General features: G+C 69.5%; 10 protein-coding genes. 6 read left to right on the top strand and 4 right to left on the bottom strand.

Annotated elements, in window-relative coordinates; translation table 11 throughout:
- Positions 1–50: 50 nt before the first annotated feature.
- From IU449_RS00280 to IU449_RS00260, 5 genes are read left to right on the top strand one after another with little or no spacing between them, the layout of a single operon-like run.
- Entirely contained in the window at positions 51–737 is a 687-nt protein-coding gene (locus IU449_RS00280) for an O-methyltransferase (RefSeq protein ID WP_228803588.1), read from the top strand.
- Between the two features lie 17 nt (positions 738–754).
- Entirely contained in the window at positions 755–1,606 is an 852-nt protein-coding gene (locus IU449_RS00275) for a 3-hydroxyacyl-CoA dehydrogenase family protein (protein ID WP_194999967.1), read from the top strand.
- Entirely contained in the window at positions 1,603–1,899 is a 297-nt protein-coding gene (locus IU449_RS00270) for an acyl carrier protein (protein ID WP_194999966.1), read from the top strand. The genes IU449_RS00275 and IU449_RS00270 overlap by 4 nt, the downstream gene beginning before the upstream one ends.
- On the top strand, positions 1,892–3,028 hold the full coding sequence (locus tag IU449_RS00265; protein WP_194999965.1) for an acyl-CoA dehydrogenase family protein: 1,137 nt from the start codon (positions 1,892–1,894) through the stop codon (positions 3,026–3,028). Before IU449_RS00270 ends, IU449_RS00265 begins: the two co-directional genes overlap by 8 nt.
- Positions 3,025–4,128 carry an HAD-IIIC family phosphatase gene (locus IU449_RS00260; RefSeq protein ID WP_194999964.1) on the top strand — a complete coding sequence of 368 codons (1,104 nt, stop codon included), beginning with the start codon at positions 3,025–3,027 and terminating at the stop codon, positions 4,126–4,128. The genes IU449_RS00265 and IU449_RS00260 overlap by 4 nt, the downstream gene beginning before the upstream one ends.
- On the opposite strand, the gene IU449_RS00255 is transcribed toward IU449_RS00260, so the two are convergent.
- The 4 genes from IU449_RS00255 to IU449_RS00240 form a co-directional block, all read right to left on the bottom strand.
- The gene (locus IU449_RS00255; RefSeq protein WP_194999963.1) at positions 4,095–6,437 is read right to left on the bottom strand and encodes a type I polyketide synthase; all 2,343 of its coding nucleotides are present in this window, start codon (positions 6,435–6,437) and stop codon (positions 4,095–4,097) included. The two genes, IU449_RS00260 and IU449_RS00255, sit on opposite strands and share 34 nt — an antisense overlap.
- Positions 6,438–6,560: 123 nt before the next feature.
- On the bottom strand, positions 6,561–16,832 hold the full coding sequence (locus IU449_RS00250; RefSeq protein WP_194999962.1) for a type I polyketide synthase: 10,272 nt from the start codon (positions 16,830–16,832) through the stop codon (positions 6,561–6,563).
- Between the two features lie 332 nt (positions 16,833–17,164).
- On the bottom strand, positions 17,165–17,779 hold the full coding sequence (locus tag IU449_RS00245) for an LmbU family transcriptional regulator (protein ID WP_194999961.1): 615 nt from the start codon (positions 17,777–17,779) through the stop codon (positions 17,165–17,167).
- A 512-nt stretch (positions 17,780–18,291) separates the two neighbouring features.
- Positions 18,292–20,634, bottom strand: coding sequence for an MMPL family transporter (locus IU449_RS00240; RefSeq protein WP_194999960.1), 2,343 nt, complete (start codon positions 20,632–20,634; stop codon positions 18,292–18,294).
- A 648-nt stretch (positions 20,635–21,282) separates the two neighbouring features.
- On the opposite strand from IU449_RS00240, the gene IU449_RS00235 reads away from it, so the two are divergent.
- Positions 21,283–24,081 carry an AMP-binding protein gene (locus IU449_RS00235; protein WP_194999959.1) on the top strand — a complete coding sequence of 933 codons (2,799 nt, stop codon included), beginning with the start codon at positions 21,283–21,285 and terminating at the stop codon, positions 24,079–24,081.
- Positions 24,082–24,192 lie beyond the last annotated feature (111 nt).

Raw genomic sequence — 24,192 nt, 5'->3', positions numbered from 1 at the left:
TACCGTCGAATCACGGCTGGTCCGTGCGCTGCTGCGACGGCGAGTCACTGATGCTCACCCGTCCAAGGGGATCCATGGCTGATCAGGTAGAAGTGTCCGATGCGTTGCTGACTTACGTCCGCGACGTTTCCCTGCGCGAGGATCCGGTGCTGCGCGAACTCAGGGAGACGACAGCGGGGCTGCCCTTGGGGACGGCAATGCAACTGATGCCGGAGGAAGGACAGCTCCTCGCGCTCTTCGTCAAGTTGTGCGCCGCGGAGAGGGTGATCGACCTCGGCACATTCACCGGCTACAGCGCCCTGGCCATGGCCAGGGCACTCGGCCCCGGTGGCCGGCTGATCACCTGCGACAACTCCGCCCGCTGGCTCGGAATCGCCGAGCAGTATTGGCAGCGCGCGGGTGTCGCCGACCGGATCGAGGCGCGGATCGGCGACGGGGCGAAAACTCTGGGCGAGCTAGCCGCTGAATTCGGGCCGGACTCGTTCGATCTGATCTTCATCGACGCCGACAAGATCGGCTATCCGGACTATTACGAGTCCGCACTCACCCTGCTGCGACCCGGCGGCCTCATCGTCATCGACAATACGTTGTTGCGCGGACGCGTCATCGACCCGGAAGCTTCGGACCCGGAGTCCGCCGCGATCCGCGCGCTCAACGAACGGATTTCCGACGACAGCCGCGTCGATATCGCATTGCTGGTCATGGCGGACGGCATCACATTGGCGCGCAAGCGATAGCGAAAGATGGAGATTCGATGACCGAGGGAATTACGGTATTCGGCGCGGGCGTGATGGGATCCGGCATCACCACCCTGGCCGTCGGGCACGGCATCCCGGTGCATCTGGTCGACATCGACGCTGCCGCATTGAAGCGTGCCGTGACGATGGTCGACAGGCAATTGCGGCACGCGCAACTGCTCGGCGCGCTGCCGGCCGACGCGGAATTCGGCGCTCTGACGACCGCCCTGTCCACCGGAGGACAGATCGCCTCGGCAGCGGCCGTCGAGGCGATCACCGAGGACGCCGATCTGAAACGCAAACTGCTGGCGGAGGTCTCGGCTGTCTGCGCCGCGGACACCCTGCTCATCTCCAACACCTCCAGCATCCCCATCGACGAGCTGGCGACCGCCGTGGCCCGGCCCGAACAGCTCGTCGGCATTCATTTCATGAATCCGCCCTACCTGATCGAGACCTTCGAGGTGATCCGCGGGCCTCGCACCGGCGAGGCCGCGATGACCGCGGTGACCGCACTGCTGGCCCGCCTCGGCCGAAGGAGTGTGGTGGTGCGCGACTCACCTGGCTTCGTCACCAGCCGGCTGTTGCATCCGATGATCAACACCGCCGCGCGGCTGGTGGGCGAGGGGGTGGCCGCCGCGGCGGACATCGACGCGCTCATGCAGGGCTGCCTCGGCCACCGGACCGGTCCCCTGCGCACCGCCGACCTGATCGGGCTGGACAACCTCGCCGATTCGCTCAACGTACTGGCCGATCGGCTCGGCGACGACAGTCTGCGCCCCTGCGAGGCGCTGCTGGAGAAGGTGCGCGCGGGCGAACTCGGCCAGAAGACCGGTGCCGGCTACTACACCTACGACGGGATTGCACCATGACCAGCGATGTACCGACCGCCTCCACCTCACCGACCGCCGGCGATGTGCAGCGGGCCCTGATCGACTATCTGCAGGCGAAGACCAAGACCGTCGTCACCGTCGATCAGGACCTCGTCGACAGCGGTCTGTCCTCCTCGATGCTGGCGATGGAACTGGTGGTGTTCCTGGAAGGCCGCTTCGATGTCGCCATCGTCGGCCTCGACCTCAAACTGGAGAACTTCCGCTCGGTGGGCCGGATGTCGGAACTGGTTCTGCGCCTGCGCGCCGACGAGGAGCAGAGTCTCGATGCCTGATCGGCTGGCCGAACAACGCGCCCTGGTGCGCGCGACAGTGGCCGATCACCCCGGTACCTGGGATGCCGAAGGCGCCATACCCGTCGAGGTTCTACGCGGACTGGGTAAGGCGGGCGTGCTGTGCGCACAGGTTGATTCGGCGTACGGCGGCCTGGGCGCGACAAGTATCGACAACGGCGAACTCACCGCCTTCACCGGCGCGCTGTGCAGCTCGACCCGCAGCGTGATGACCTCGCAGGGAATGGCCGCCTGGTCCATCCGACGACTCGGCGACCGCGAGCAGCGCCGCGAGCATCTGACCGAGCTGGTCTCCGGCCGGCTGGCCGCCGTGGCCATGTCCGAGCCGGCGGCGGGCAGCGATCTGACGGCGATGCGGACCGAGATCCGACCGGACGGCGACACTGTGGTGATCGACGGCAGCAAGCGGTGGACAACCGCCGCGACGACCTCCGATGTGCTGGTGGTCTTCGGCCGATACGGTGACGGCGGCGCAGCCGTGCTGGTACCCACCGACACCCCGGGAGTCCGGCTGCGTCCGGTCGAGTCCCCGGTGGGTTGCCGGGCGGCGGGGCACGCGCACATCGATCTCGACGGCGTGCGCGTACCCGCGGCGAACGTGCTCGGCGGCGGTGGCGCCCCACTGTCATTTCTGGTGACAGCGGCCCTCGCCTACGGGCGGTTCTCGGTCGCATGGGGGTGCGTCGGCATACTGCGCGCCTGCCTGTCCGCGGCGACCGGGCACGCCGGTAGCCGCGAGCAGTTCGGCGTCACGATCGACCGCCATCAACTCGTGGCCCGGCACCTCGCCGAACTCTACGTGTCCGAGCGTGCCGCCACGCGTGCCTGCGAGCATGCCAGCCGCTGCTGGGACGCGAACTCTCCCGAGGTTGTCGCGGCTACCGTATTGGCCAAATACACCAGCGCGCGGCACGCGGCGGCGGGTGCGGCGAACGCCATGCAGGTGCTCGCCTCGGCGGGTGCGGACGACCACGGCGTGGTGGCGCGTGCCTTCCGCGACGCCAAACTCATGGAGATCATCGAGGGCAGTAACGAAATCTGTCAGTTGATGCTCGCCGAACACGCGATTTCGACATCTGGAAGCGACACCGCCGAAGGGCTGGCCTCATGACCGCGGAAACCTCCCCCATCAAATGCCTGGTCTGGGATCTCGACAACACGCTGTGGCGGGGCACGCTGCTCGAGGGCGGCGCCGATGAGCTGTTCGACAGCGTGCGTGACATCCTCGAAACCCTCGATCAGCGCGGCATTCTGCATTCGATCGCGAGCAAGAACGATCACGACCTGGCCTGGCAGCGCCTCGAAGAACTCGGCATCGCGGAGTATTTCGTGCTGCCGAGGATCGGATGGGGTCCGAAATCGCGCGCGGTCGAGCAGATCGCGAAGGAGTTGAACTTCGCGCCCTCGGCCATCGCGTTCATCGACGACCAGCCCACCGAGCGGGCCGAGGTGGCATTCCATCTGCCCGAGGTCCGCTGCTATGCCGCCGAACAACTCGTCACTCTGAGCACCCTGACGGAATTCACCCCGGCCACGGTCACCGTCGATTCACGGCGCCGCCGCGCGATGTATCAGGCGAGCTTCCGACGCGATGCCGAGCGAGAGGGCTTCGAGGGTCCCGACCACGCCTTTCTGCAGACCCTCGGGTTGGAACTGCGGATCGACCGGGCCACCGACGCCGATCTCGTCCGGGTAGAAGAACTCACGGTGCGCACGACACAGATGAACACCACCGGCGTCTACTACCCGGAGGACACATTGCGCGCCCTCGTCGACGATCCGCGCCACGAACTGCTGGTGGCGACGATGTCGGATCGGTTCGGACCGTACGGCGCGATCGGTATCGTGCTGTTCGAGAAGTTCGACTCCGTGTGGCATCTGGAACTGCTGGCTACCTCGTGCCGGGTGGTCTCCCTCGGCGCCGGTTCGGCGATTCTCAACTGGCTGTCCACCGAGGCCGCGCTCGGCGGGGTCCATCTGATCGCCGACTTCCGGGCGACAGCACGCAATCGGATCATGGACGTCACCTACCGCTTCGCCGGCTACACCGACGACCCCTGCGCGTGCCGAGACGAGCTGGCGCCCGCGCCGGAGGAGCTCAGCCGCCTGCACCTGGTTCCGGCTGTACACCAGCCGCCGGACACACTGCGGCTCATCTCCCCCGACCTCGGTACTGCTCAGCGCGCCGCCACCGGCGCCGTCCACCAGTAGCTCGCGCGCTGGAACGGATACGTCGGCAACGCCACCCGGCGCGCGCCGAATCCGTCGAAAACCGCGGGCCAATCGATGTCCGCTCCCGCGCAGTACATCCGGGCCGCCCCCTCCAGAGCGGCCTGGATGTCCGAGACGCTCATCTCGATCGGGTGGATCCCGCCCTCCACTCGCATGGCCTCGGCGACGGATGCGGTGTGTACCGGCTCCGGCCCCGTGAGCTGCCGGGTCCAGTAGCCCGGCGTGCGCAGTTCGGCCGGGTCCGCCGCGGCACTCGCCACCATCGGCAGGTGCGGCTCAGCGAAATCCACCGCGTGCGCCAGAGCATCGAATTCCTGGCTGTCCGCCGAGCGCGCCACAACCAGACGGCAGGCATCGGGAAGGGACAGAATCCCCGCGACGTAGGCTGCCGCGATCTCCCCGACACCCCGGCCCGTCACGACCTCGGGACGCAGGTTCCAGGAGTCGAAGAGCGCGGACACCGCCACTTCGTGGGCGAAGGTCAGGCATTCCGCGTCCACACCGTCGGCCAGTCGTGTGATCTGTTCTCGGATCTTGTCGAAGGTCCGAGCGTAGCGGGGAAAGGCACGCAGGGTCCCATCCGGCTCGGCCCGCTCCGGAAACCACGATGCCATGCCCTGTTTCGTGCCCGAAGTACCGCGCATCGGTCCCGCTTCCCCGCCTTCGGACAGCGTGGCCAGATCGGTGATCGATCGCGACAGGTCGACGGCGAGAATCACCGCCCGCCACGGCAGATGCGCGCGGGTGGTCGCGAGCGAATACCCGATGTCGAGCACATTCGAGTCGGGGTGTGCCCGCAGATGCGCCAGCAGCCGTCGGGCCTGCGCGGCCAGGGCCTTCGGGCTCGCTGCGGAGATCGGCCAGGGAACGAGGCCCGGTGTCGCGCGGTCCGAATCGAGCGCGGCTGATTCGACCGCTGCCTCGGGTGCGGACTCCAGAACGATGTGGGCGTTGGTGCCCGAGATCCCGAAGGACGACACCGCCGCCCGGCGTGGACGGTCGTGCGCCGGCCACGGCATGTTCTCGGTCACCAGTTCCAGTGCGCCACTGGACCAGTCGATGTCCGGCGACGGCTCGTCGACGTGCAGTGTCTTCGGCACGATCCCGTGCCGCATCGCCTCGATGAGCTTGACGATGCTCGCGATACCGCTCGAGGACTGCGCGTGACCGATATTGGATTTGACCGAGCCGAGCAGCAGCGGGCGCTCGGCCGGGCGGTCGCGGCCGTAGGTGGCCAACAGGGCGTGTGCCTCGATCGAATCGCCCAGCCGCGTCCCCGAACCGTGCGCATCCACGACGTCGACCTCGTCCGGCGCCACACCGGCATCCGCGAGCGCCTGCCGGATCACCCGCTGCTGAGTCTGCCCGTTCGGCGCCGCCAGCCCGTTGGAAGCCCCGACACGGTTGACCGCCGAGCCGCGGATCACTGCGAGAATCGGGTGTCCGTGCGCACGTGCGCGCGAAACACGTTCCAGCAGCAGCAATCCGGCGCCCTCGCTCCACCCGGTGCCTTCGGCGCCCGCCGCGAAGGAGCGGCACCGGCCGTCCGGCGCCTGCCCTATCGACCGGGCGAACTCGGTGTACATGTGCGGTGTCGCATTCACCGCGACACCGCCGGCCAGCGCGAGCTCGCTCTCGCCCAGCCGCAGCGACTGGCAGGCCAGGTGGACGGCCACCAGCGAGGCCGAACACGCGGTGTCCACGGTGACAGCCGGGCCCTCCAGTCCCAGCGCGTAGCCGACACGGCCCGACATGACACTGCCCGCGACGCCGGTGACCAGGTGATCATCCGGGTCGTCGAAGACCGACGCGGTGGCAGCGTACAGGCGATAGAACGCGCCGATATAGACACCGGTACGGCTTCCGCGCAGCGACCGCGGATCGATGCCCGCCCGTTCGATCGCCTCCCAGGCCGTCTCCAGCAGCACGCGCTGCTGCGGATCGGTCGCGCGCGCCTCCGCCTGCGTCATCCCGAAGAACTCGGCGTCGAAATCTCCGGCGTTGTAGAGGAATCCGCCCGCGGCCTGCCGCAACAACTCAGCGGCCGCGGGTTCCGGGAACCAGCCGCGGTCCGGCGGCGGCTCCGAGATGACGTCCGCACCGCTGGACACCACGCGCCAGAGGTCCTCCGGCGATTCGATGCCGCCCGGATAGCGGCACCCGATACCCACCACCGCTATCGGCTCGCGCATCGTGTCCCTGGCCTCGCGTAGCTGGGCGCGGCAGGATTGCAGTTCGGCGGTGACCTTCCGGAGGTATTCCCGGAGTTTCTGCGTGTTCTCGTCCACTCGAGCCTCATCTCTCATCCGGTGTGTCCTCCCCGGACCTCGCCGGTGTTCCCGACCGATTCCTGTGCTGCCCCCTCGACTGCCCGCAGCGCGCGCGGTGGGCGCAACGGGTCGGCCGAGGCGTCAGGACAGGCCGAGTTCGTCGTCGACATAGTCGAAGAGTTCGTCGTCGGAGAGGTCGGCGAAATCCGTAGCGGTGAGGTTCTGCTCGGTCGGCCCGGCGATGCCGCCGACGAGGCCGGTCAAACGTTCCAGTGCCGCGGCGTATTCGGCACTGCCGGGGTCCAGGCCGCGGAACCACTGTTCGAGATCTCCGAGGCGGTCCACATCGCCCGCGTCCGACCGGCGGGCGCCGATCTCGGTATCGAGGTGGTCGGCGAGCCGCTGGGGAGTCGGGTGATCGAAGATCGCCGTTGTCGGCAGGCGTACGCCGGTGGCCTCCGAGAGCCTGCGCACCGTCTGCACCAGCGCGATCGAATCCATACCGAGTTCCTGGAAGGTGGCGTCGGCGGACAGCTTCGTCGGGTCGTCGTAACCCAGCGCCGTAGCCGCGTGCTGAAGGACGGTACGGCGCAGCACTTTCCGCCGTTGACGCGCCGGCATGTCGACGAGGCCGGCGAGCACTTCGACGTCGGGCTGCACCCCTGAGGTCGCGGCCGAGGCGGCGGTCATCTCGTCGAGGAATCGGCTGGCCCGCCGAGCCGTGAACGCCTCACCGAATGCGGGCCAGTCGATATGCGCGATCACCGGCGCGGTCTCGGCATTGCCCACGGCGCGGTGGAGCTCGCGCACGGCCCGCTCCGGAGCCATTCCCACGACGCCGCGACGACGCAGTTCCCGGCCCACGTCGTCAGCGCCCATGCCCGCACCGGCCCACGCACCCCACGCGACCGCGGTCGCCGGGATTCCGCGTGCTCGCAGCAGGCCGGCGAAGGCGTCGAGGTAGGCGTTGGCCGCGCCGTATCCGGCGAGCATTCCGCTGCCCCACACCCCGGCGCCGGAGCTGAACAACACCAAGGCGTCCAGCTGCTCCGGGTCGACCAGCCGGGCGAGGTTGTCCGCGCCGACCGCCTTGGCTGCCATGTCTCGGGCCAAGGTCGCCGGGGTCATGGCGTCGACGGCCACCGGCGAGGCGATCCCGGCGCAGTGGACGACGGTGCGCACCGTCCGGCCCTCGGCGCGAATCCGGTCGAAAAGGTCTGTCATCGCATCGAAGTCGACGACATCGCATGTCTCGACCGCCAGGGTGGCGCCGGTACCGGCGAGCTCGGCGGACAGCGCCGCGGCGTCCTGGGGCGTCATGCCGCCACGGCTGACGAGGACGAGATGCTCGGCGCCCTCGGCGGCGAGCCAGCGGGCCACATGCCCGCCGAGCGCGCCGGTACCACCGGTGACCAGTGCGGTTCCGCGGGGTTTCCACCCGGCGGTGCCGGGGCCGTGCGATCGGTCACGACGCAGGCGACGGACGTGCGGACCGTCCGGGCGTATCGCGATCTGGTCCTCGCCGTCGCGGTTGCCGAGCGCGGAAAGTACTGCCCGGGCGCTCGAGGCGTCCGAGGTCTCCGGCAGGTCGAGCAGCCCGCCCCATCGGTCGGGAAGTTCCAGGCAGGCGATGCGGCCGAAACCCCACAGCGCCGCCTGTGCCGGATCGGCCGGTGGGTCGTCGGGGGTGACGACCGTCGCGCCACGGGTCAGCAGCCACAGTGGCGCGTCCGGACCGGCATCACCGAAGGCCTGGGTGAGCAGGACAGTGGCCACGAGGCCGGTCGGGAGCCAGGGGTATGCACCATGGGGCCGCGCATCGAGGCCGAGCAGGGAGACCACACCGACGACATGGCCGGTATCGGCGGCCTCGAGCGCGCGTGTGAGAGTCCCGCGCTCCAGGCCGGCCGCGTCGATCTCCACCACGGTCGTGGGCACACCGCTGTCCTCGAACGCACGCACGCAGGCCTGCGCCCGCTCGTCCACGGGCCCGCCCGGCGCGAGAACGAGCCATTCGCCGGTCGGCAGGTCCGGGCCGGTGAATGTGGCGGGGGTCCAATCGACCCGGTACCGCCAGGATTCGGTCCCGCCGGCGCGATGGCCGCTGCGCCATTCCGACAGCAACGACATGGCGGTGCCGAGCGCCGCGGAGTGCTCGTCGGTGTCGGCGTCCAGGACCCGGGCGAGGGCGGCGACATCGCCGCGATCCACCGATTCCCAGAACGCGCGCTCCGGACCGTCTGCCGCGAAGCCGGTGTCGACGGTGGCATCGATCCAGAACCGTTCCCGATCGAAGGCATAGGTCGGCAGCGCCACCCGCCGGGCGCCCCGGTCGGCGTACAGCGCTTGCCAATCCACCTCCACGCCCGCGACGAACGCCTCCGCCACCGACTGCAGGAAACGATCCGGCCCTCCGTCGTCGTGCCGCAGCGATCCGAGCACCCGCGCCTCCCCCGGCTCGAGCCCCGCCGACTCGACCGACTGCTCCACCGGAAGTGTCAGCACCGCATGCGGGCTCGCCTCGATGAAGGTCCGATATCCCGATTCGGCCATATTCCGCACCGCCGTGCCGAAGAGCACCGGGTCCCGCAGGTTCCGGAACCAGTACTCCGCGTCCAGCGGGTTCTCGGCCCCGTCGGCGACCACCGTGGAATGCAGGCGCGCGCCGCCCTCCGGGATCGACGTCACGTCGGCCAGGGCCGCGAGCAGTGGTTCGCGCACCGCGTCGACCTCCGGGGAATGCGAGGCGTAATCGACCGGCACCCAGCGCACCCACACCCCGTCGGCCACACAGCTGTCGTACACCTCGCCCAGAAGATCGCCGTCCCCGGCCAGTGTCACCGTCCCCGGGCCGTTCACCGCGGCGATCGATATGCCGGTCGGCCACCGCCGCAGCCGCTCCCGCACCCGCTCCACCGGCTCGGCCACCGACATCATCCGCCCACCACCCCCCACCGCGACAACCAGATCCCGCACCAAACGACTACGCACCGCCACCACACGAGCACCATCGGCCAACGAAATCCGCCCCGCCACACACGCCGCCGCAACCTCACCCTGCGAATGCCCCACCACCCCATCCGGACGCACACCCAACGCCTCCCACAACGCCGCCAACGACACCATCACCGAAAACAACACCGGCTGAACCACATCCACCCGATCCAGCGACGGCGCACCGAGCTCACCACGCAGCACCGCCGACAACGACCACTCGACATACGGCGCCAGCGCCTGCGCACACTCGGCCATCCGCGCCGCGAAGACAGGCGAGGAATCCAGCAATTCCACCGCCATACCCGGCCACTGCGCCCCCTGACCGGGGAAGACGAATCCCACCCGACCGGCGCGCATCGCGCGGCCCGACACCACACGGGCGCCCGGCCTGTTCTCGGCCACCGCGCGTCCCTCGATCACCGCGTCCACACCGGCCAGCAGGTCCGCTCGATCGTTGCCGATCACGACCGCACGGTGCGGGTGGATCGCGCGCGTCGTCAGCAGCGAGTAACCCACATCCACCGGGTCCAGCGCGGGATCGCCGAGAATCCTGTCACGCAGCCGACGCGCCTGCCCGGTCAGCGCCCTGGCCGATCGTCCCGACAGCACCCACACGACAGGACCGGATACCGGCGGTGGCGAGGTCACGGGCCCGGCCGGTGACTCGACCTCGGTCTCGGCGCCTCGCGCGGGTGCTTGCTCGATGATCACATGTGCGTTCGTGCCGGAGACGCCGAAAGCGGAGACAGCCGCGCGCCGCGGGCGCCCCGTGTCGGGCCAGGCCCGCGCCTCGGTGAGCAGTTCGACACCCGAGCCCCGCCAGTCGACCTGGCTCGTCGGGGTGTCCACATGCAGCGTCTTGGGGAGCACCCCGTGCCGCATGGCCATGATCATCTTGATCATCCCCGCCGCGCCCGCCGCCGCCTGACTGTGACCGATGTTCGACTTGATCGACCCCAGCCACAGCGGTGCCCCGGCGCGGCCCTCGCCGTAGGTCGACATCAGCGCCTGTGCCTCGATCGGATCGCCCAGACCCGTGCCGGTCCCGTGCGCCTCCACGACGTCGACATCCCCGGGCGCCAATCCCGCGTCAGCCAGCGCGGCACGGATCACCCGTTCCTGGGACGGGCCGTTGGGGGCCGTCAGACCATTGGACGCACCGTCCTGGTTCACCGCGGAACCGCGCAGCACCGCGACGACGGGGTGCCCGTTGCGGCGGGCGTCGGAAAGCCGCTCCAACACCAGCACCCCCATCCCCTCCGACCAGCCCGCCCCGTCGGCGCCTTCCGCGAACGACTTGCACCGGCCGTCGGCCGACATCGCCCGCTGGCGCGAGAACTCGACGAAGACGGTCGGAGTGGAGTTCACCGTGACGCCGGAGGCGATGGCCATGGTGCATTCACCCCGGCGCAGCGACTGCATCGCCAGATGCGTCGCCACCAGCGACGACGAACACGCGGTATCCACCGTCACCGCGGGGCCCACCAGACCGAAGCTGTACGCGACCCGGCCCGACACCACACTGCCCGCCGAGCCCACGCCCCAATATCCGCCGAGATCCGGGCGGGTACGTGCCAACAGCTCGTAGTCCTGGTGCATCACCCCGGCGAAGACGCCGATGGCGTCGCCGCGCACCGACGCCGGATCGATCCCCGCATCCTCGAACGCCTCCCACACGCCCTCGAGCAACAGCCGCTGCTGCGGATCCATCGCCAACGCCTCACGGCGGCCGATGCCGAAGAAGGCGGCATCGAAGTCCGCGACGCCGGAGACGAATCCACCGGATCGGGAATAGGTGGTGCCCGGATGGTCGGGATCCGGGTCGTAGAGGTGTTCGACGTCCCAGCCGCGGTCGTCGGGGAACTCGGTGACCGCATCGCTGCCGTTGGCGACCAGATCCCACAGCGCTTGCCCGGAGCTCACGCCGCCGGGGTACCGGCACGAGATCCCCACCACCGCGATCGGCTCGTCGGCGGCCGTTGCGGGGGCGGCGGGCGGCTGCGGCCGCTCGATGCGGGCGGGCTCGAGCAATTCCAGTAGGCGGGTGGTGACGGCGCGGGCATTCGGGTAGTCGAAGACGAGCGTCGGAGGCAAGGTCAGGCCGGTCGTGGCGCCGAGCCGATTGCGCAGCTGGACCGCGCCGAGCGAGTCGAATCCGAGTTCCTTGAGTGCGCGCTCGGGGTCGATCGCCCCGGCATCGCGGTGGTGCAGCACGGCGGCGATATCGTCGGTGACGACCTGTTGTAGGTACTGCTCGCGTTCAGCCGCAGGCATGTCCGCCAAGCGAGCACGCAGCTTCGCCCCCGGCTCGGCCCGGTCCCGCCCCGCGGCGGCGACCGGTATCAGGGTGTCGAGGACGGCGGGCAATGTCCCGGCGCGCCCCATCGCACGGAGGGCCCCGACGTCGAGGCGGACCGGGCTCACGACCGCGGCGGGCGAATCTGCCGCCGCGTCGAACAGTGCCAGCCCGGCCTCGACCGGGAGCGGGAGTACGCCGAGCGCGGCCAGCCGCACCACGTCCACCTCCCGAAGATCCCGCGTCATACCCGTATCGAGCGCCCAATGCCCCCAGGCGATCGAGGTGCCCACCGATCCGGCGGCACGGCGGGATTGTGCCAGCGCGTCCAGGAAGGCGTTCGCGGCCGCGTAGTTCGCCTGTCCGGGGCCGCCGAGGAGACCGGAGACCGAGGAGTAGAGCAGGAAGCCCGCAAGATCGCGCCCCTCGGTGGCCTCGTGCAGATTCCACGCGGCGTCCACCTTCGGCGCCATGACCCGATCCAGATGCGCGTCGGTCAGCGATCCGACCGTCGCGTCCGCCAGCACACCGGCGGTATGGACGACGACCCGCAGCGGGGCCCGCTCATCGATCGAATCGATGAGTTCGGTGATCGCGGCGCGGTCCGCGACATCGCAGGCGGCGACCCGCACACGCGCGCCGAGCGCGGTCAGTTCGTCGGTGAGCGCGCCGATGCCGTCGCTGTCCGGGCCGCGACGGCTCGCCAGCACCAGATGCCGCACGCCGCGCTCCACCACCAGGTGCCGGGCGAGCACTGCGCCCAATCCGCTCGTGCCGCCGGTGATCAGGACCGTGGACGAGCTGTCGAACATGTCCTCGGTCCGCGAGGCCGGGGGAGCCACCCGCAGTTTCGGCACGTGAATTCCGCCGTCCCGCACCGCGACCTGCTCCTCGCCCGCTCCGACGGCGATCCGGACGGCCCGCAGCCAGGCCTCGGGCTCGTCGACGGGATCCACGTCGATGTCGGCGAGCACGAAGCGGCCCGGGTTCTCGGCCTGCGCGCTGCGCACCAGCCCCCACACCGGAGCCAGCGCGGGCGATTGCGCCGCGCCGGACTCCACGGCCACCGCACCGCGGGTCGCCACCACCAGCCGGGATGCGGACAGCTCCGGTGTACCGAGCCACTGCTGCACCAGCCTCAGCGCCCGGCGGACCGTGATCCGCACGCCTTCGGGCACCGAGACACCGGCCGGTGACCTCAGTACGGCCACCACGCTCTCCGGCGGGCACTCCGCACGGGCCACCGACGCGATGTCGGGGTACCACCGCACCTGGGCGCCGGACGGATCGGCGTGGCCCGGATCGATGTCGCCCGGATCGGCGAGGACGACCGGCGGCTCGATCGACGGCCGCGGTGCGGCACCGGGGACCCAATCCAGGACATACAGCGATTCGGCGCGACGCGGACGAGACGCCGACAACTGTGCCGCCGAGACCCGGCGCGAGGACACCGATTCCACCGAGACCACCACCTGGCCTCGCACATCCGTGGCCACCATGCTCACGGCATCCCGCCCCGCACGGACCAACCGCACCCGCAGCGGCCCGGCTTCATGGCTCTGATGCAGTCGCACGCCCGACCACGCGAAGGGTAGCGCGACCTCGCGCGCGCCGACCGGATCGGCGTCCTCGGCATCGAGCAGCGCCGCGTGCAACGCGCTGTCCAAGGCCGTCGGGTGAACCAGAAAACCCTCCGTATCCGCGGCGGTTTCGATCTCGGCACAGACCTCCTCGCCCGCCCGCCAGACTGCCCGCAATCCACGGAATGCCGGCCCGTACCCGATTCCTCGTCCGGCGAGCGCGTCGTACCAGCCGTCGAACTCGACGCCGCGCGCACCGACGGGCGGCCACACGCCCCAGCCCGAGCCGTCGCCGACAACCGGATCGACGGAGGGCACCGCAGCGGTCAGGGTGCCGGTGGCATGCCGGACCCAAGCGGTCTGGCCAGGACCGATATCCCCCAGGTCGTTGTCGGCGGCCGAGTGAACGCTGAAGTCCGCGCGGCCGTCCGCCCCGGGTTCGCCGACCGACACCTGCACCGTGATCGTCGCGCCGACCGGAACGATCAGCGGCACCTCCAGCACGAGTTCGGCCAGCACCGGACATCCGAGGTGATCCCCCGCCGCGACCGCGAGCTCCACGAGCGTGGTTCCCGAGACCACGACCTCACCGAAGACCGAATGATCGGCCAGCCACGGAAACCGGTCCACCGACCAACATCCCGTCCACAGCCATCCTGAGCCGTTCGCCAGCCGCACAGAGCCCGCCAGCAGCGGGTGCTCCGCCCGGCGCAAGCCGAGCGCGCGCACATCCCCGGTGGCGCCGGGCGATACCCAGAAGCGCTCGCGCTCGAAGGCGTAGGTCGGCAGGTCGACCCGCCGGACCGCGCGCCCCTCGAACAGCACCGGCCAGCGCACCTCCGCGCCTGCCGCGAAAGCCTCGGCCAACGCCGTCAGCATGCGGTGCGCGCCGCCGTCGTGGCGGTGCAGTGAGCCGATCACCGCGGCGCGCGCGCCCGCGTCCGCGATGGTCTCCTCGGTGCCGAGGGTGAGAATCGGATGCGCGCTCACCTCGATGAGCACATCGTGCCCGCCTGCCAGCATCGCCCGGGTCGCGGCCTCGTAGCGCACCGGCTCGCGCAGGTTCCGGTACCAGTAGGCGCCGTCGAGCATCTCGGCCTGCACCGCGGACCCGACCACGGTGGAGTGGAAGACCACCTCCACTTCCCGGGGCCATATCGAGGCGAGCTCACGGATCAGCCGGTTCTCCAGCGCGGCCACCGCGGGCGAGTGAGCGGCGAAATCCACCCCGGGCACCAGCCAGCGCATGATCCCGGCGCGGGCGAGGACACGTTCGAACCGCGCCAGGGACTCCGGATCTCCGGCCACCACCACCGATTGCGGACCGTTGATCGCGGTGATCGAGATCCGGTCGGCGGCCCCGTTCAGCAGCGCACGCACGGTGGCCTCGGATTCCACGATGGACAGCATCGCGCCCGCGCCGTCCACCTCCTGCTGGATGAGCTGGCTGCGCACGGCGACGATCCTGGCCGCATCCGTCAGCGACAGCACCCCGGCCACACAGGCGGCGGCGATCTCCCCCTGGGAATGCCCGACCACTCCCTCGGGTCGCACGCCGAAGGACTCCCACACCGCGGCCAGCGAGACCATCATCGAGAACAGCACGGGCTGGACGACATCCACGCGGTCCAGCGTCGGCGCGCCGGGCGCGCCGCGCAGCACGTCGAGCAGCGACCACTGGATGTGCGGCGCCAACGCGTCCGCGCATTCCGCCATGCGCGCGGCGAAAACCGGTGAACTGTCCAGCAATTCGACGGCCATGTGCTCCCACTGCGTGCCCTGCCCGGGGAACACGAATCCCACTCTGCCCGCGCGATCGGCGCGGCCGGTCACCACCCGGACGCCGGGACGTTCGGTGACCTCGGTGCGGCCGTCGGCGAGGGCGCCCAGGCCCGCGAGCAGATCCTCCCGATCCGTGCCCACCACCACCGCGCGGTGGGGCAGCCGAGCACGTCCGACGGCCAGCGAGTAGGCGATGTCGATCACGTCCGGATCCGGGTCGGCGCGGACCCGGTCACCCAACCGGCGCGCCTGTTCGGCCAGTGCGCCGGCCGAGCGGGCCGAGAGCACCCAGACCACGGGTCCGTCCTCGAACACCCGGGGCGGGCGCTCGGCGGGCCGTAGCGGGTGCACCACAGCGGACCCGGCGACGGGCTCCGGCGGTGCCTGTTCCAGGATGATGTGGGCGTTGGTCCCGGAGACGCCGAACGAGGACACTCCGGCGCGCCGGGGCCGTCCGGACTCCGGCCATTCCCGCCGCTGCGTGAGCAGCCGCACACCCGCGGTGCTCCACTCCACCTTCGGTGTCGGGGCGTCCACGTGCAAGGTGCGGGGAAGCACGCCATGGCGCATCGCCATGATCATCTTGATCACCCCGGCGACGCCCGCGGCGGCCTGCGTGTGCCCGATGTTGGATTTGACGGACCCGAGCCACAAGGGCTCGCCGCTGCGCATGCGCCCGTAGGTCTCGGCCAGCGCGTGCGCTTCGATCGGATCGCCGAGGACCGTACCGGTGCCGTGTGCCTCCACGACGTCGACGTCGCCGGGCCCCAGCCGGGCGTCGGCGAGGGCCGCCCGGATCACACGTTCCTGGGACGGGCCGTTCGGCGCGGTCAGACCGTTGGAGGCGCCGTCCTGGTTCACCGCCGATCCACGCAACACCGCCAGCACAGGATGACCGGCACGCCGCGCATCCGACAGCCGCTGCAGCACCAGCACACCCAGTCCCTCCGACCAGCCGGTCCCATCCGCGCCGGCGGCGAACGACTTGCACCGGCCGTCCGGAGCCAGCCCGCGCTGCCGCGAGAACTCCACGAAGACACCCGGGGTCGCGTTCACCGCGACCCCCGCGGCGATCGCGAGATCACACTCGCCACGCCGCAGCGATTGCGTCGCCAGATGCGCGGCGACGAGCGAGGAGGAACAGGCGGTATCAACGGTCACCGCGGGGCCGACCAGGCCGAAGGAGTACGCGAGCCGCCCGGACAGCACGCTGCTCGCCGTGCCGATGCCCCAGTACCCGCCGAGGTCCACATCGCTGGAGCGCGCGAGATGCGCGTAGTCCGAGGTGGAGCCGCCGATGAACACACCGGTATCGCTGCCGCGCAACGACAGCGGGTCGATACCCGCGTGCTCGAACGCCGCCCAGGTGCCCTCCAGCAACAGCCGCTGCTGCGGATCGGTCGCCAGCGCCTCACGCGGCGCCACACCGAAGAACTCGGCATCGAATTCCGTTGCACCCGAGAGGAATCCGCCCTGCCGAGTGTAGGTCGTGCCGGGATGATCGGGATCAGGGTCGTAGAGCCCGTCCACATCCCAGCCGCGGTCGCGCGGGAAGTCCGAGATGGCATCCGTTCCGTCGGCGACGAGTTCCCACAATCGCTCGGGAGAATCGGCGCCACCGGGATAACGGCACGACATTCCGATCACCGCAATGGGTTCGTACGCCTTCTCCTCGTTTTCCTGGAGCATGCGCCGCGCCGCCTGCAACTCGACGGTGACTCGCTTGAGGTAGTCGAGCAATTTCTGGTCGTCCGTCATGGGCCAACACACCCCGAATCACTGTCGATGGAATACGAGTTCCGGCGCATTCACCCAACTCCACACATTTCGAGACGCCGATATCCGGCGGACGCGCGGCCCACATCGATCGCCTCCGCACCCGAGTCGCGCCATTCGGCATCGAATTCCCAATTTAGCGGAAGGCGCTCCTCCGCTACAAAGTGCGAAATTCTTCACGTAACAACGCCATCGGATCCCTGCTGATGTGCCCGGGATCCGTTGCACCCGCGACGCCGGGGCGCAACGGATCTACCGACGTCGGTAGATGTCTCCGCGGCGTCCCCTGCGTGACGACCGGCGGGCAGAGCGCGCTACGCCGACCTCAACTCGGTCTTCCTGGCAGCCTCCACGGCGGTCGCCACGCTGTCCTCCAGGTGGAATCCGCACTGGGGACACACCGGCGCTTCCGTGGGAAGGGGCTCGACCGGTTCCATCGGCTGCGTATCCTGCGGGACACACTCTCCCGAGGCCGCGGCCGCCTTGCGCCGGGCCGCACGGAGTTCCTCCCGCAGACCACGCACGGACAGCTTCGATTCCTCGGCGTGCAGCAGCCACCGGTCCTGGTCGTCCGGGTCCAGCGCCGCCACCTCCGCGTGATGGCTCCACGACAGGCGCTCATGGCGGCGCTCTATCGAGAAGCGTGACGCCACGTACGCCATATTCATCAGACTCTGCACGTCATAGCCCGTGATGCGCGCCGCCCGGGAATACTTTTCACCGAACTTGATATTTCCGTAGTTCACCCAATCACCGATCCACCATGCCGCCGCCCGGCCGATGGTTCCCAGTCGATCGCCGTGGCGAAGCCACTCTTCACATTTGATTGCGGCGATCGGTTCCCATGCCACCGCACTCACCGAAACCCGGGTGTGATTGTTCCGGACGAGCTCTCCTCGTATCGCCTGCTGTGAAGGATTGTTCACCACTGGGCCCCCTAGGGATCTCTGGAGATTACCCGCCGATCCGATGTCGACAGCCCACGATTGTTGCCGCCGGAAACGAGCGCGCATCAGCCTCACATTATTCGGCCGGCAACCGAAACCGCTGTATGACGACGGGAATCGGACGCTGCCGACAGGTGAGGACTGCGCCCGCACCGCGCGAGCTGCCACGGGTTGCAATGGATCGACGAATACTATTGCGGCACAGCATTTTTCGTTCGTGCTGATGCCCTCAATCACGCTACTCGATCCGGCGCGATCTGACTACCCAATCAGCGAGATAACAGACCTTTAACATCCGCTTCCTGTGGTCCGGGGCGCGTGGTCCGCACGACGCGCCGCACGCCGGGCGGGATACCTCCACGCCGCGAAGACGGCGAAGACGGCGCACGGCCACCGGGTAGCCGGGGCGAGCGACACCTGTCCACCTGACCGCGTCACCGCGTGCCAGGGCCACGACATCGGCACCGGTCGTCCACCGGTCCATCCGCGAAGTGTCAGCCCGAGACCGAGGAGGGCTCGAGGACCTTCGTCTCCCGGTCAGGCTTGCGCTCCCACGGGTTCCACCAGTTCCAGCGCCCCATAAGCTGCATGGCCGCCGGGACCAGCACGACGCGGACCACGGTCGCATCGATCGCCACCGCCACCGCCAGCCCGATCCCGAGCTGCTGGATCGGCATCAAGCCGGCGAATCCGAAAGCGCCGAAGACGACGATCATCAACACGGCGGCTCCCGTGATCATCGGAGCCGTACGTGCCATGCCACGGGCCACGGCCGACCGATTGTCCCCTGAGGCCAGATACTCCTCGCGGACCCTGCTGAGCAGGAAGACCTCGTAGTCGGTACCGAGGCCGACGATCAGCGCCAGCACCACCAGTGGATCGATGAAGAACAGGGCCCCCGCGTCGCCGAGTCCGAGCCAGCCGGGTGCCCAGCCGAGCTGGAAGACCATCACCATCACCCCGAAGGTGGCGCCGACTGTGAGCAGGTTCGCCGCGATCGCCTTGAGCGGCAGCAACACCGAGCGGAACGTCGCGAGCAGGACGAGGTACACCGCGACGAGCATCAGCACCAGCACCAGCGGAAGCGCCCGGGCGATCTCGGCATTCGAATCGTCACCACGCGCGGTCTCGCCGCCGATCACGGGGGTCAGCATCCGCAACTCGGCGGCCCGGTCACGCACGCCGTCGAGCAGTCGCACGGTCGCGTCCTCGGAACTACGCTGAGTGGACACCACCTGCACGACGAGTTTGCCGCCGTCGGCGGAAGCGAAATGGCGCACGCCCGCCGCCAGATCGGCCGGAATCCGGTCGAGCGCGGACGGAGCCAACGCCGCCGCCGGATCCGACGGCGAGATGCGTTGCAAGAAGGGCAACGCCGAGTCGACCGAGGCGACGTCGGGCATCGCCCGCAGATCTTCGATGAACTGCGCCATCTCCGCGAGAGCAGCAGCACTCGCCGGCGCACCCTCCCGGGGCTCGAGCACCACAACGATCGGGCTCGCGGCGCCGGGACCGAATTGCTCCGCGACGAGATCGGCGCCGGCGCCGACAGCCGAGGCCGTGGGCAGGATGCGCGCATCGGGGGTGAAGAGCTTCATCCCGAGAACGGGTACCGACAGCAGCAACAGCGCCCCGACGACCGCGACCGAGCACAGCACCGGCCGCGCCATCACCCACAGGGTCACCCGATACCAGCGGGCGGACTCCGGATCGGATTCGTCGCGACGCATCACGGCGGGCACCCACACCCGGCCCGCGTTGATCCGCTCACCGAGCAGATGCAGCAGCGCGGGCAGCAGCAGCACCGCCACGAGCATGGCGATCGCGACCACGAGCGCGGCGCCGATCGCCAGCGACACCACGGTGTTCAGCGGCGTGACGAACAGCGCCGCCACCGCGACGACGATCGTCAGCGCCGAGGCGATCACGGTGTGCCCCGCGGTGGCGATCGTGCGCGCGACGGCGGACGGCACCGGCACCCCGTCGGCCAGCTCCTGTTTGAAACGTTTGAGCATGACCAGCGCGTAGTCCACACCCACGCCCAGCCCGAGCATCACGACGATGTTCTGGGCGAAGATGTTCATCTGCACGTGCCGCGCGATCAGGTCGAGCACCCCGAGGGTGTACACGATCCCGGTCATGGTCGTCGCCAGCGCTACCACCGTCGCTGTCACACTGCGGAACAACAGCAGCAGCACGACCACGATCAGGGGCAACGCGAGAGCCTCCGCCTCGGCCAGCGAGGCGGCACTGGCTTCCGTCAGCTCTCCTTGGAACGCCTGGATGTTGACCAGCGCCACCTGCAGGCCCTGCGGTCGGAACCTGGCGTCGAACTCCTCCTGCATGGAGGGCAGCACCGTGGTCGCCGCCGCGTCATCGCGCGCGAGGCCGACGGAGGTGACCACCGTCCGGTTGTCCACGCCCACGAACTCGGCGCGCCGCTCGGGGGCGGCGGTATCCCAACCGAAGCTGCTCGTCCCGCCGAGTCGGGAATCGGTCAAGACGGCGTCGACGGCGCCGCCGACGCGGTCGTCGAAAGCGGGGCTGCCGGCGACGTTTCGCTCGTCCCGCACGACAAGCACCATCGTGGTCGCGCTACGGCCCTGAAATCCCTCGGCCAACAGTGCATCCGCGTGGACACTGCCCGCGTCGGGCGGCGGGCCCGACCCGTTGCTCAACCGATCGGCAAGCGATCCGGCGCCCAGTGCCGAGACGACGAGCAGCAGCAGCCATACGGCCATGACGACCCACCTGCGGCGGCCTGTCACCCTGGCGATGGCCTCGGCCCACGGCCGGGAACCCGCGGCGCGCGAATCCTCCCCTGCCTTCGAACACATCGTGACTCCCCTCACGTGAGTGGTCGAGCGAATTGTCCGAACCTGCCGCGATCCGCCCGGCCGGGCGGATCAAGCCGCATGCACATCCTGAACTGTACCAACAGTTTTCCGAATGCGAAGGCGATGACATCCCCGTCGGATCCCCCCGGTCCAGGTCATACCGGGATGACATCGATCCGGCCGCCATGACGCGTGACCCCCGACCACTTCGCACTCCGATGCGACTCGTTCCCACGCGGTCCAGGTGATCACAAGGAGGCCGCCACCCGCACGGCGCCGGCAGAGGCGGCCGGCGTGATCGGCGCGTGAGCCGCCGTCGGCCACGGTTTCCCGCCGGGGCGGGCCGCGAGTCCAGACCAGCCGATCCGGCACGCTCGCACGGACCCGCGGCGGTGCGGCCCTCGTAGTCGCCCTTCTTTCCCGAAGACGCCGAGCAGACCCGGTTGGTCGAGGATGTGGACTCGGCTTACGACGGGAATCGTCGACTACCACTGAGAGGAGAGAGCGTAACGTGATGTAGAGGTGCCGATGTAGGTATGTCACTCGCGCCTCTGCAGGCCGGTGGGATCGTCCGACTGAGCGGCGACGAACCGCTGGACGACCTGCTCATTTAGCACGTGGAACGGCGGTCCGATCGATGGATGAGCTGTGACGATCTCAGGGCAGGATGAGGCCCTGCTGCTGGCTGTTGTCCGGGATCTCGTGGCCGAGCGGCACACTGTGGACCGCGCCGCGCGCGCGATGCTCGACAGCGAGTTGGATCACGATCTCGGGCTGGACAGCCTCGGCATCACCGAGTTGCTCGCCCGTACCGAGGACGCGTTCGGGGTGAGCCTGGAGCGCGGCGTTCTCGGCACCGTGACGACGCCACGAGACATTCTGACCGCCGTACGCGGCGCGCCACCGCGGACCCGTCAGCAGTCGATGCCCGTACGGCGCGCCGCGCCACCGCGGATCGACCGGACCCCGGACGCAACCGCTACGCTCGCCGAGGCGCTGTCCTGGCATGCCCGCACCCACCCGCATCGCACGCACCTGCGGATACTTTCCGGGGAGACGAAGGACGGGGTGCAGGACGAGATCAGCTACGGCGAGGTGCGGTCCGCCGCCGCGACGGTGTCTGCCGCCCTGCTCGCTCGCGAGCTTCGCCCTGACGACAGGGTAGCCATCATGCTGCCCACGGGCCGGGCCTATTTCACCACCTTCCTCGGTGTGCTCCTGGCCGGCGGCGTCCCGGTACCGGTCTACCCACCATCACGACCGTCGCAGCTCGCCGAGCACCTGCGACGTCAGGTGCACATCCTCGGCAACGCGCAGGCCCGCGTGCTGGTCACCGACCCGGAGGCCGCGCGCCTGGCCCGGCTGGTACGCGGCCAGGTGGAGTCGGTACGCCACGTCCTGACCCCGGAGGAACTGGCCGGTTACGGGGAAGCGGAAGGCTCGGTCCGTCAGGCAGGCGACATCGCTCTGTTGCAGTACACCTCCGGTAGCACCGGCGATCCGAAGGGTGTGACCCTGACCCACGCGAACCTGCTGTCCAATATTCGGGCAATGGGCAAGGCCGCCGAGGTCTCTACCTCGGACGTGTTCGTCAGCTGGCTTCCCCTCTACCATGACATGGGTCTGATCGGCGCCTGGTTGTCCAGCCTGTACTTCGGGGTGCCGCTGGCCGTGATGTCGCCGTTGGACTTCCTTGCACGGCCGGCGCAGTGGCTGTGGGCCATCCACGCCCACCACGGCACGCTGTCCGCGGCCCCGAACTTCGCCTACGAGCTGTGTCTGCGCAAGATCGCCGACACGGAACTCGACGGGCTCGACCTCGGGTCGCTGCGGATGGTCTTCAATGGCGCCGAACCGGTGAGCGCGGACACCGTGACCAGGTTCGCCGAGCGATTCGCCGCCTATGGGCTGCGGCGCGAGGCCCAGGCCCCGGTCTACGGACTGGCCGAGGCGTGCGTGGGCCTCACTCTCCCGCCTGTCGGCCGCGGGCCGATCGTGGACCGAGTCGACCGCAACCGTTTCCTGCGCACCGGCAGGGCGACCCGGGCCGCTGACGACGACCCGGATCCGCTGCGCTTCGTCGGCTGTGGCCGGCCGATCCCCGATCACCAGATCCGCCTGGTCGACGCGGCGGGAAACGTGCTCGGCGACCGGCGCGAGGGCCGGATCGAGTTCCGCGGGCCCTCGGCCACCGCAGGATACTTCCGCAATCCGCGGGCAACCAAGGCGCTGTTGCGGCACGGCTGGCTCGACACCGGCGATCTCGGTTATCTCGACGGTGGAGAGCTCTACGTGACCGGCCGGATCAAGGACCTCATCATCCGGGCAGGCCGCAATCTCCACCCGGAGGAGCTCGAACGGGCCGTGGGCGATATCCCAGAAATACGGAAGGGATGTGTCGCCGTCTTCGCGACATCCGAGCAGGCAGGCGGCACCGAGCGACTGGTGGTGTTCGCTGAGACGCGCCAGACCGCGGCTGCCACGCTCGCCCGATTGCGGGAACACATCATCGGGGTCAGTGTCGACCTGCTCGGAACACCACCGGATGACATCGTGCTCGCGCCACCGGGGACGGTGCCGAAGACCTCCAGCGGCAAGCTCCGGCGCGCAGCCACCCGGGAACGCTACGAGAAGGGCGATATGCGGGCTCGTGCACGGCCGGTGTGGTGGCAGCTGGCCCGGTTCGCAGCGAGGGGCGCGATCCCCGGCCTGCGACGCGCGAGGCGGCTCACCGCAACCGGGGTATTCGCCCTGTGGTGCTGGTCGGTTCTCGTCGCGGTGGGTCTGCCGACGCTGATCGTCGTGGCGGTGATGCCCGGTCTCGGCGTACGGCGGGCTGTCGTGCGTGCGGCCGCCCGCAACCTCGCCCGGCTCACCGGCACCCCCGTCACCGTGGACCGAGCCGAGCGCCTCGCGCGGCTGACGGCGTGCGTCGTGGTCGCCAACCACGCCAGCCTCCTCGACGGCATCGCGTTGTGCACCATCCTTCCCGGCCGCTACACCTTCGTGGCCGGTGAAGTATTCGAGCGCAAGCCGTTGATCGGCTTCGTGTTGCGGCGGGTCGGTACTCGATTCGTCGAGCGGACCGAACGCGAACACAGCGTCGCCGACACCCATCACCTGATGGAAGTGGCACTGCGTGGCGAATGCCTGGTGGTGTTCCCGGAGGGCAGCCTCTCGCCGGTGCCGGGTGTGCGGCCGTTCCACATGGGTGCGTTCGTGATCGCCGCGAAGGCGGGCCTCCCGGTCGTGCCGGTCGCGATCTCGGGCACCCGCGCGATGATGTGGCCCGACCACGGCACGATCATCCGCCGCGGAGCCATCCACCTCGTCGTCGGCGAAGCCATCCTCCCCGCCGGAGACGGGTGGGATGCCGCCGTCCGGCTCGAACGCGGAGCCCGCGCCGCGATTGTCGAACATTGTGGGGAACCCGACAACGGCCGGTGAGGCGAGTCGAGGGTTCCTGGACTCGGCAGGACCAACGGCTCTCGACTCGGCGACGATCGGACCTGCCGACACGAAGCACAGAAGGCCACCGTGGGTTCAAGAGGAGGTCTG

Origin of the sequence: Nocardia higoensis, from assembly GCF_015477835.1 — a bacterium.
GTDB classification, from domain to species: Bacteria; Actinomycetota; Actinomycetes; order Mycobacteriales; family Mycobacteriaceae; genus Nocardia; species Nocardia higoensis_A.
Note: the sequence above shows the minus strand (reverse complement) of the source record. Positions and strands in the feature narration are given on the sequence as shown.

Bases quoted from the DNA above. Each gene is read 5' to 3' on its own strand.
- IU449_RS00280 (WP_228803588.1), top strand. From the start codon at position 51: ATGCTCACCCGTCCAAGGGGATCCATGGCTGATCAGGTAGAAGTGTCC.
- IU449_RS00275 (WP_194999967.1), top strand. From the start codon at position 755: ATGACCGAGGGAATTACGGTATTCGGCGCGGGCGTGATGGGATCCGGC.
- IU449_RS00270 (WP_194999966.1), top strand. From the start codon at position 1,603: ATGACCAGCGATGTACCGACCGCCTCCACCTCACCGACCGCCGGCGAT.
- IU449_RS00265 (WP_194999965.1), top strand. From the start codon at position 1,892: ATGCCTGATCGGCTGGCCGAACAACGCGCCCTGGTGCGCGCGACAGTG.
- IU449_RS00260 (WP_194999964.1), top strand. From the start codon at position 3,025: ATGACCGCGGAAACCTCCCCCATCAAATGCCTGGTCTGGGATCTCGAC.
- IU449_RS00250 (WP_194999962.1), bottom strand. From the start codon at position 16,832: ATGACGGACGACCAGAAATTGCTCGACTACCTCAAGCGAGTCACCGTC.
- IU449_RS00240 (WP_194999960.1), bottom strand. From the start codon at position 20,634: ATGTGTTCGAAGGCAGGGGAGGATTCGCGCGCCGCGGGTTCCCGGCCG.